At 66.0% G+C, this 8918-nt stretch carries 7 protein-coding genes; 1 reads left to right on the forward strand and 6 read right to left on the reverse strand.

The features are described from left to right. A partial coding sequence (locus tag B551_RS07960) for an MFS transporter (RefSeq protein ID WP_043438102.1) occupies nt 1-1138 on the forward strand: 1138 nt, incomplete at its 5' end. On the opposite strand, the gene B551_RS07965 is transcribed toward B551_RS07960, so the two are convergent. The 6 genes from B551_RS07965 to B551_RS07990 form a co-directional block, all read right to left on the reverse strand. After that, a complete protein-coding gene (locus tag B551_RS07965; protein WP_023263835.1) occupies nt 1075-1956 on the reverse strand; it encodes a DUF72 domain-containing protein in 882 nt (293 codons plus the stop codon). The two genes, B551_RS07960 and B551_RS07965, sit on opposite strands and share 64 nt — an antisense overlap. A 17-nt stretch (nt 1957-1973) precedes the next feature. Continuing rightward, nucleotides 1974-2315: a nucleotide pyrophosphohydrolase gene (locus B551_RS07970; RefSeq protein ID WP_006579574.1), complete on the reverse strand. Its 342-nt coding sequence runs from the start codon at nt 2313-2315 to the stop codon at nt 1974-1976. Nucleotides 2316-2351: 36 nt separating this feature from the next. Beyond that, nucleotides 2352-2777: a hypothetical protein gene (locus tag B551_RS07975; RefSeq protein ID WP_006579575.1), complete on the reverse strand. Its 426-nt coding sequence runs from the start codon at nt 2775-2777 to the stop codon at nt 2352-2354. Between the two features lie 464 nt (nt 2778-3241). Further along, a complete protein-coding gene (locus tag B551_RS07980) occupies nt 3242-3976 on the reverse strand; it encodes an NYN domain-containing protein (protein WP_023263836.1) in 735 nt (244 codons plus the stop codon). 211 nt (nt 3977-4187) lie between these two features. Continuing rightward, on the reverse strand, nt 4188-5663 hold the full coding sequence (locus tag B551_RS07985; protein WP_023263837.1) for an efflux transporter outer membrane subunit: 1476 nt from the start codon (nt 5661-5663) through the stop codon (nt 4188-4190). A gap of 1 nt (nt 5664) precedes the next feature. Further along, nucleotides 5665-8817: an efflux RND transporter permease subunit gene (locus tag B551_RS07990; protein WP_023263838.1), complete on the reverse strand. Its 3153-nt coding sequence runs from the start codon at nt 8815-8817 to the stop codon at nt 5665-5667. Between the last annotated feature and the right edge of the window lie 101 nt (nt 8818-8918).

Below are 8918 nucleotides of genomic sequence, written 5' to 3' on the forward strand. Positions count from 1 at the left end.
GATCAGCTTCGCCCACATGCTCAACGACATGATCCAGTCGTTGATCCTGGCGATCTACCCGATGCTCAAGGGCGGCTTCAATCTGAGCTTCGTGCAGATCGGGCTGCTGACGCTGACCTACCAGATCACCGCCTCGCTGCTGCAGCCGCTGGTCGGCCTGTACACCGACAAGCATCCGAAGCCGCATTCGCTGGCGGTCGGCATGGGTTTCACGCTGGCGGGACTGCTGCTGTTGTCGATCGCGCCCAGCTATGGCGTACTGCTGGTCGCCGCGGCGCTGGTCGGCACCGGCTCCTCGATCTTCCATCCGGAATCGTCGCGCGTGGCTCGGATGGCTTCGGGCGGGCGCCACGGGCTGGCGCAGTCGATCTTCCAGGTCGGCGGCAATGTGGGAAGCGCGGCGGGCCCGCTGCTGGCGGCCGTGGTGGTGCACACGCAGGGCAGCATCGCCTGGCTGTCGCTGGCGGCCCTGCTGGCGATCGCGGTGCTGTGGCACGTCGGCGGCTGGTATGGCCAGCGGCTGGCCGAGCATGCCCGTGCGGCGCGCAAGGCGATGGCAAGCGCGCCGCGCCTGCCGGCCCGTACCGTGGCGCGCGCCATGGCGGTGCTGATGGTGCTGCTGTTCTCGAAGTACTTCTATATGGCGTCGCTGGGCACCTATTACACGTTCTATTTGATGGAGCGCTTTGGCGTGCCGCAGCGCTCGGCCCAGCTGTATCTGTTCGCCTTCCTGTTCGCGGTGGCGGTCGGCACCATCCTCGGCGGCCCGATCGGCGACCGCATCGGCCGCAAGCGGGTGATCTGGTTCTCGATCCTCGGCGTTGCGCCCTTCACGCTGATGCTGCCCCATGCCGACCTGTTCTGGACCGCCGCGCTGTCGCTGGTGATCGGCTTCATCCTGGCCTCGGCGTTCTCCGCGATCCTGGTGTTCGCGCAGGAACTGATTCCGGGCAAGGTCGGCATGGTGTCGGGCCTGTTCTTCGGCCTGGCCTTCGGCATGGGTGGCATCGGTGCCGCGGTGCTCGGCGGCATCGCCGACGCGCACGGCATCGAGACGGTCTACCGCTGGTGCGCCTACTTGCCGCTGCTCGGCGTGCTGGCCGTGTTCCTGCCGGAAACCCGCACGCGCGCCTCGTAGTCCGAATCCAGGCGCGAGAGCAGGGCGGTCGCGGCGGCCGGCGCGCGTTCCTTGTCGCCGTTGATGAAGAACACGAAGACGTCCCGGCGGCCCGCCGGGACGTCGTTGTTTTCGACGCGCGGAAGAGCTTCCGGCGCCTCGCCCCGCGCCCACGCCCGCGCATGCTCGGCCCACGCGTCGAGCGCCTTTGGCGCGTAGCCATACTTCAGCTTGGCGTTGCTGCGCATCAGCCGTGCGTAGACGAAATCTCCGGTCACATCGGCGAACGAGGGGAATTTCTCGGCGTCGGTGAACACCGTCGCCGCCTTGTATTGGCGAGCCAACGCCAGGAATTCCGCGCAGGCAAAGCTGGCGTGGCGTACTTCCAGTACATGGCGCAGCCGGATGCCATCGACTTCCCGTGGCAGCAGCGCAAGAAACGCCTCGAAGTCCTCGGGCTCGAACGCCTTGCTCGGCGCGAACTGCCAGACGATCGGCCCGAGCTTGGCACCCAGTTCGGTAATGCCGCTGTCGAGAAAGCGCTCGACCGACTCCCCGCCTTCGGCCAGTACCCGGCGGTTGGTCGCAAAACGCGACGCCTTGACCGAGAAAACGAAATCGTCGGGCGTCTGCTCCTTCCACTTGATGAACGACGCGCGTTTCTGCGTGCCGTGGTAGGTGCTGTTGATCTCGATCGCCGTCAGCCGGCTGCTGGCGAACTCGAGCTCGCGCGCCTGCGTCAGTTTCTCCGGATAGAACGTGCCGCGCCAGGGGGCATAGGTCCAGCCGCCAATGCCGACGCGGATCACACCGGCCTGAGTCGATGCATTCGCTGCCATGACGATCCTCCTTCGATTTAGCGATTGACTTGCGATGGCGTGATCGCGGGGTACTTGGCGGCATTGAGCGCGATCTTGTCGCGCACCGCGGCGTCGAGATCGACTTCCAGCACACTGGCCAGCTCGACCAGATAGATCAGGATGTCGGCCAGCTCCTGCCGCACATGCTCGCGCTCGTCCGTCGCCATCACGGTGAGAGACTGCTGCTCCGTCTTCCACTGAAAGATTTCCACCAGCTCGGCCACCTCGACGCTGAGCGCCATCGACAGGTTCTTCGGCGAGTGGTACCGCGCCCAGTCGCGGGCGCGAATGAAGTCGTTCAGCACCTGTTGCAAACGCTCGGTTTCAACCAGCTTCATCTGCACGTCCTTGCCTGTGGTCGGTTGTTCGGTGGGCTACTTTACCGTGCCTGGCGCCGGCCCGGTTCGCCGCGCCGCCGGCTCGTCCGTCGGCCCCGCCGGCTCGTTGGCGAGCACCTCGGCCGCCCAATGCGCAAACGCTTCGCCGCGCGTCGAGCCCAGCCGTACGCCAACCAGCAGCACCGCGTCGAGCGCGTAGCAGGTCGGGCCCGGTACGACGCCATCGTCGCGCTGGGCCTCCTTGCGAATCGACGCCGAACCGAGCCTGCGGCCGCAGAAGGCCGCCTTCAGCTGCCTGGCGACATCCTGCTCCGAGGTCCGGTACAGCCTCGCGATATTGTCCAGCGTCATCCACAGCTTGCCGTCGAGCACGCGGCAGGTGATGCGCGTCAGCGAGTCATCGGTCTGGTAATAGCGCCGGTCGGCGCTGTCGGCATTGGCATTCTCTGTCAGGGTCGACATCCCATGGTCTCCAGCGTTGAAGAACGAGGTGAAGACGCAAGGTATCGCTTTCCGCAGCCGCGCATGTACAGCCGGCGCCGATCGGGCGACGCTTTTTAGTGAATTTGGCGCGAAAACTAATGCTAATGCCGGCAACGGCGGAAACGCGCAAGCAAACCGGAATCGCAACGGCGCGGGAGCGAACGAGCGAGGGGAGGGCGCGGGAGGAGAAAAGCGGGGGAAGGAAAAAAAGCCAACTACCAAAGGAAGGATGACGTGCGACCCAACGAGGAGCTGGGGTTGGTAGCTGGCTCCCGCAAATCGCTGACGGGCGAACCGACAAACGCGATCGTAGGTGGGTCGGTTGGCCGGTTCTTTTGAAAAACTTGGAACGCTGTAACGGCTGGCAAGCCACGGAGGTCAAATCCAAACCTTCATCGACGTATCGCCGCCGAGGCGGCTGGTACACCGATTGCAAAACCAGCCTACGGTCGCGAAGCGTCTTCGTAAGGCTCCAGGCCCGCGTACCGTGGACAAGTCGACCGCAGGCCGTCTATGTGCTCGTTCAGATTTGGTGGGATGCGCTGCCACATCGGGTCAAGGATGAAGTCGATTCCCTCACGCCGGGCCTGCTTTGCCGCCGGTACGAAGTCAGCGTCGCCCGCTATCAGCACGATCTGGTCAACCTGCTTTTTGAACGCCAGCGAGGACACATCGACGCCGATTCGCATGTCGACACCTTTTTGCCGGATATCGACCATCACGTCGTCCGGCGTCAGCTCCGGCATCTGAATCCTTCCGGCTAACAGCTCGGCCACCTTGGAAGCCTTGATGGTCCACTGGCTGTAGCTGGAAAGATGCCCGAGCCGGAGTGCGACCTTGCGCATGCCCCGTAGATGCTCGTGTAGCTGAAGCCGGAAAGCCGCCTCTGCCGATTTGGCGAAGTCGACAATTCTCTTGTTGATCGGATTGTGCATCTTCTTGGTCAACGGAGGGCAGTCGTAAAAGAAGATCCGATACAACTCGCGACGATCCTGTGGCCGTCGCTGGCGCTCCGGAGATGCATCGCTCCCAGTGCCGTTTCGACGTGGCGAAAGATGGGCGCATGCCCACCTATGAGCGCACTCCGCCGCCCGGCGTGCGTCATGGGCATTCTGCGGCTCGATTGCCCGAAAGCGCTTGATGAAGAAGGCCCCGTCGATGAGGATCGCTGTCGGCATGCTGACTCCTGTGGCCCCCATTTCTACGTCAAAACGCAAAAAGCCCAGGGGGTCGGCGCGCTGCTGGATGATTGCAACGGCTTACTGCCAAGGGCTGGATGCAGCGCAATCTAGCATCGGTCCGGGTCCGGGGCAACAGCAAACCGGATACCTGCAGTCAAAGAAAGAAAGCGCCCGAAGGCGCTTTCCTTGTGGTGCCGGACCGCTGCGATCAGCGGGCCGTGTCGTTCTGCGGCGTCGGTGCTGATGCCACCGGGCCGGTTTCCGACAGCCCGCCGCCCAGCGCCCGATACAGGTCGATCGCATTGTTCAGCCGCAGCTGCCGTGCCTGGATCAGCGCCTGCTCGGCGGTGAACAATTGCCGTTGCGCGTCCAGCGTTTCGAGCTGCCCCGTGATGCCGCTGCGGAAGCGCAGGTTGGCCAGTTCGAAGCGCGCCGCCTCGGCGTTGCGCACCTGTTCCTGGCTGGTGACCTGCTCTTCCAGCGTGCCGCGTGCGACCAGCGCGTCGGCGACCTCGCGGAAGGCCACCTGGATGGTCTTCTCGTAGTTCGCCACCTGGATGTTCTTGCGCACGTTGGCCAGGTCCAGGTTCGACATGTTGCGGCCGAAGTCGAAGATCGGCAGCACCAGCTGCGGCGCGAACGACCACGCCTTGGTGCCAGCCTCGAACAGCCCGGAGAAGTCGCGGCTCATGCTGCCCAGCTGGGTGGTCAGCGAGATGCGCGGGAAGAACGCGGCGCGGGCTGCGCCGATATTCGCGTTGGCCGACAGCAGTTGCTGTTCCGCCTGGCGGATATCGGGACGCTGCTCGAGCAGGTCGGACGGCAGCCCCGGCGGGATGTCGGTGACGAAGCGTTCGTCCGACAGCGTGCGCGGCGGCGGCAGGTTCGGGATCGCGCCGAGCGGGGTGCCGACCAGCACCTCCAGCGCGTTGCGCGCCTGCGCGCGCTGGCGCGCCAGCTCGGCGGCCGACACGCGGGCCTGGGCCACCAGCGACTCGTTGTCGCGCAGGTCCAGCGCCGAGGTGGCGCCCGCCTCGAAACGCTGTTGCGCCAGGCGGAAGGTTTCCTCGCGGGTCTTCAGCGTGTTCTGCGCGATCTGGTACTGCTCGTCGTAGGCGCGCTCGGCCAGATAGGCCTTGGCGACTTCCGACACCAGCGAGATCTGCGCGGCGCGGCGCGCTTCCTCGGTGGCGAAGTACTGCGCCAGCGCGGCGTTGGACAGGCTGCGCACGCGGCCGAAGAAATCGAGATCGTACGAGGTGATCGCGCCGCCGGCCTGCCAGTACCCGGCGGTATAGCCCTGGCCCGAGGGCGAGGCCGCGCCCGAGACCTGCTGGCGCGTATTGCCGCCTGTCGCGTTGACGGTCGGCAGCAGGTCGGCGCGCTGCACCTGGTACAGCGCGCGCGCTTCCTCGATGCGCAACGCGGCGGTGCGCAGATCGCGGTTGTTGTCCAGCGCGGTCTCGATCATCGCCTGCAGGCGCGCATCGCGGAAGAACTCGCGCCAGCCGATGTCGGCGGCGCGGCGGCTTTCGCCGGTCTTCACCTCGGACTGGCCGTAGCCTTCGGTAGCGGTCGGGAATTCGGCCGCCACCGGCGCGGCCGGCCGCTCATAGCGCGGCGCCAGCGTGCAGCCGGACAGCACGCCGGCCACCAGCAGCAGCGCGGTCAGTGTCTTGGTCATGTCAGATTTCCTCCTTCGGGTCCAGCCACTTCTGGTCCAGCATGCGCTGACGCTCGCTGCCCTTGAAGCGTTTGCGGATCACCACGAAGAACACGGGCACCAGGAAGATCGCCAGCACGGTGGCGGTGATCATGCCCCCCATCACGCCGGTACCGATCGCGCGCTGGCTGCCCGAGCCGGCGCCGGTCGAGATCGCCAGCGGCAGCACGCCGAGGATGAACGCGAACGACGTCATCAGGATCGGCCGGAAGCGCAAGTGCACCGCCTCCAGCGTCGCGTCGATCAGGCTGCGTCCCTGCGCCTGCAGGTCCTTGGCGAATTCCACGATCAGGATCGCGTTCTTCGCCGACAGGCCAATGGTGGCGATCAGGCCCACCTTGAAGTAGACGTCGTTGGGCATGCCGCGCAGCGTCACGCCGAGCAGCGCGCCGAGCACGCCCAGCGGCACCACCAGCAGCACGGCGGCCGGAATCGACCAGCTTTCGTACAGCGCGGCCAGGCACAGGAACACGATGATCAGCGACAGCGTGTACAGCATCGGTTCCTGCGCGCCGGCCAGCCGCTCTTCGAACGACTGCCCCGACCACTCGAAGCCGAAGCCCGGCGGCAGCTTGGCGAACATCTCTTCCATCGCGGCCATCGCCTCGCCGGTACTGCGGCCCGGCGCGGCCTGGCCGGCCAGCTTGACCGCCGGCAGGCCGTTGTAGCGCTCCAGGCGCGGCGAGCCCATGATCCACTTCGACGTCGCGAACGCCGCGAAGGCCACCATGTCGCCGTTGCTGTTGCGCACGCGCAGCTTGGTCAGGTCGTCCGGCAGGCGGCGGTCCGCGCCCTCGGCCTGGGCGATCACGCGGCGCACGCGGCCCTCGTAGATGAAGTCATTGACGTACGAGGAGCCGAACGCGATCGACAGCGTCGAATTGATGTCGGCGATCGACACGCCCAGCGCGCGCGCCTTCTCGCGGTCGATGTCGATCTGCAGCTGCGGCGCGTCTTCCTGGCCTTCCGGACGCACGCCGGCCAGCACCGGATTCTGCGCGGCCATGCCGAGCATCATGTTGCGCGCTTCCATCAGCTTGGCGTGACCCTGGCCCGAGCGGTCCTGCAGGCGGAAGTCGAAGCCCGACGAGTTGCCCAGTTCCGGAATCGCCGGCGGGTTCAGCGGGAAGATGATCGCGTCCTTGATGAACGACAGCGCGCCGAAGGCCCGGCCCACCAGGGCCTGCGCGGTCTCGTCCGAGCCGGTGCGCTCCTTCCAGTCCTTCAGGCGCACGAACGCGATACCGCCGTTCTGGCCGCGGCCGAAGAACGAGAAGCCCGCCACCGTGATCATCTGGTCGACGATCTTGCTTTCCTTCTGCAGGTAGTAGTCCTCGATCTGCTTGAGCACGCCGAGGGTACGCTCCTGCGTCGCGCCGTTGGGCAGCTGCACCACGGTGATGGTGTAACCCTGGTCCTCGTCGGGCAGGAACGAAGACGGCAGGCGCTGGAACAGCAGCACGACCGCGGCGACGATCAGCCCGTACAGGATCAGGTAGCGGCCGGTGCGGCCCAGGATCTTCGCCACCATGCTCTGGTAGCCGGTGGCCGCCCGCGCGAACGTGCGGTTGAACCAGCCGAAGAAGCCCTTCTTCTCGTGGTGATGGCCCGCCTCGACCGGCTTGAGCAGCGTGGCGCACAGTGCCGGGGTCAGCGTCAGCGCCATCAGCGCCGAGAATGCCATCGAGGCGATCAGCGACAGCGAGAACTGGCGATAGATGTTGCCGACCGAACCGGCGAAGAACGCCATCGGGATGAACACCGCGGTCAGCACCAGCGTGATGCCGACGATCGCGCCGGTGATCTGGCCCATCGCCTTGCGGGTCGCCTCGCGCGGGGACAGCCCTTCCTCGCTCATGATCCGCTCGACGTTCTCGACCACCACGATCGCATCGTCCACCAGGATACCGATGGCCAGCACCATGCCGAACATCGTCAGCACGTTGATCGAGAAGCCGAACGCCAGCAGCATGCCGAACGTACCGAGCAGCGCGACCGGCACCACCAGCGTCGGGATGATCGTGGCGCGGAAGTTCTGCAGGAACAGGTACATCACCAGGAACACCAGCACGATCGCTTCGAGCAGGGTCTTGACCACTTCCTCGATCGAGATCTTGACGAAGGCCGAGGTGTCGTACGGCACGGTGTACTCGTAGTCCGCCGGGAAGAACTTCGACAGCTCCTCCATCTTCGCGCGCACCGCGGTGGCGGTGGCCAGCGCGTTGGCGGTCGGCGCGAGCTTGATGGCGATCGCGGCCGACTGCTTGCCGTTGGTACGGGCGACGGTCGAATAGTCGGCGCCGCCGAGCTCCACGCGGCCGACGTCGCGGATGCGCACCTGCGAGCCGTCCGGATTCACGCGCAACAGGATGTTGGCGAATTCCTCGGGCGTCGACAGCCGGCTCTGCGTGGTCACCGTGGCGTTCAGCTCGGTACCGCGCGGCGACGGCGTGCCGCCCAGTTCGCCGACGGCGACCTGGATGTTCTGCTCGGAGATCGCCGCGGTGACGTCCAGCGGGGTCAGGTTGTAGCCGGTCAGCTTGGCCGGATCGAGCCACACGCGCATCGCGTACTCGGTGCCGAACAGGTCGGCCTGGCCGACGCCGGGCACCCGGCGGATCGAGTCCAGCACGCTGGCCGACACGTAGTTGCCCAGCTCGATCGCGCTGGCGCTACCGGACTTGGACGTCACGGTCAGGAACATCATGTAGTTGTTCCCGGCCTTCTCGACGCGCACGCCCTGCTGGCGCACTTCCGCCGGCAGGCGCGCCTCGACGCGCTTGAGCCGGTTCTGCACCTCGACCGAGTTCAGGTCGACGTTGGTACCCGGCTGGAACGCGATGGTGATCGTCGCCAGACCGGTCGACTCGCTGGTCGACTGGTAGTACATCAGCCCGGGCGCGCCATTGAGCTCCTGCTCGATCACCGAAGTGACCGAGTCTTCGAGCGTCTTGGCGGAGGCGCCGGGGTAGGTCGCCGTGACGGAAATGGTCGGCGGCGCGATATTGGGATATTGGGCGATCGGCAGCTGCGTGATCGACAATATCCCGCCCAGCACGATGATCAGCGCGATCACCCACGCGAACACCGGCCGGTCGATGAAAAACTTGGCCATGAGGCTGGCTCCCTGTGTATTCCGCTATCTGCTTGCGCTTACCGCTAGGCGCGGTGCTCAGCCCTGCTTGGCCGCAGCCGCCGAAGCGGCCGCCGGTGCCG

The organism is Cupriavidus sp. HPC(L), assembly GCF_000307735.3.
Taxonomy (GTDB): domain Bacteria; phylum Pseudomonadota; class Gammaproteobacteria; order Burkholderiales; family Burkholderiaceae; genus Cupriavidus.

Coding starts and splice junctions, on each gene's coding strand:
- B551_RS07965 (WP_023263835.1), bottom strand. CDS start 1,956: ATGGCAGCGAATGCATCGACTCAGGCCGGTGTGATCCGCGTCGGCATT.
- B551_RS07970 (WP_006579574.1), bottom strand. CDS start 2,315: ATGAAGCTGGTTGAAACCGAGCGTTTGCAACAGGTGCTGAACGACTTC.
- B551_RS07975 (WP_006579575.1), bottom strand. CDS start 2,777: ATGTCGACCCTGACAGAGAATGCCAATGCCGACAGCGCCGACCGGCGC.
- B551_RS07980 (WP_023263836.1), bottom strand. CDS start 3,976: ATGCCGACAGCGATCCTCATCGACGGGGCCTTCTTCATCAAGCGCTTT.
- B551_RS07985 (WP_023263837.1), bottom strand. CDS start 5,663: ATGACCAAGACACTGACCGCGCTGCTGCTGGTGGCCGGCGTGCTGTCC.
- B551_RS07990 (WP_023263838.1), bottom strand. CDS start 8,817: ATGGCCAAGTTTTTCATCGACCGGCCGGTGTTCGCGTGGGTGATCGCG.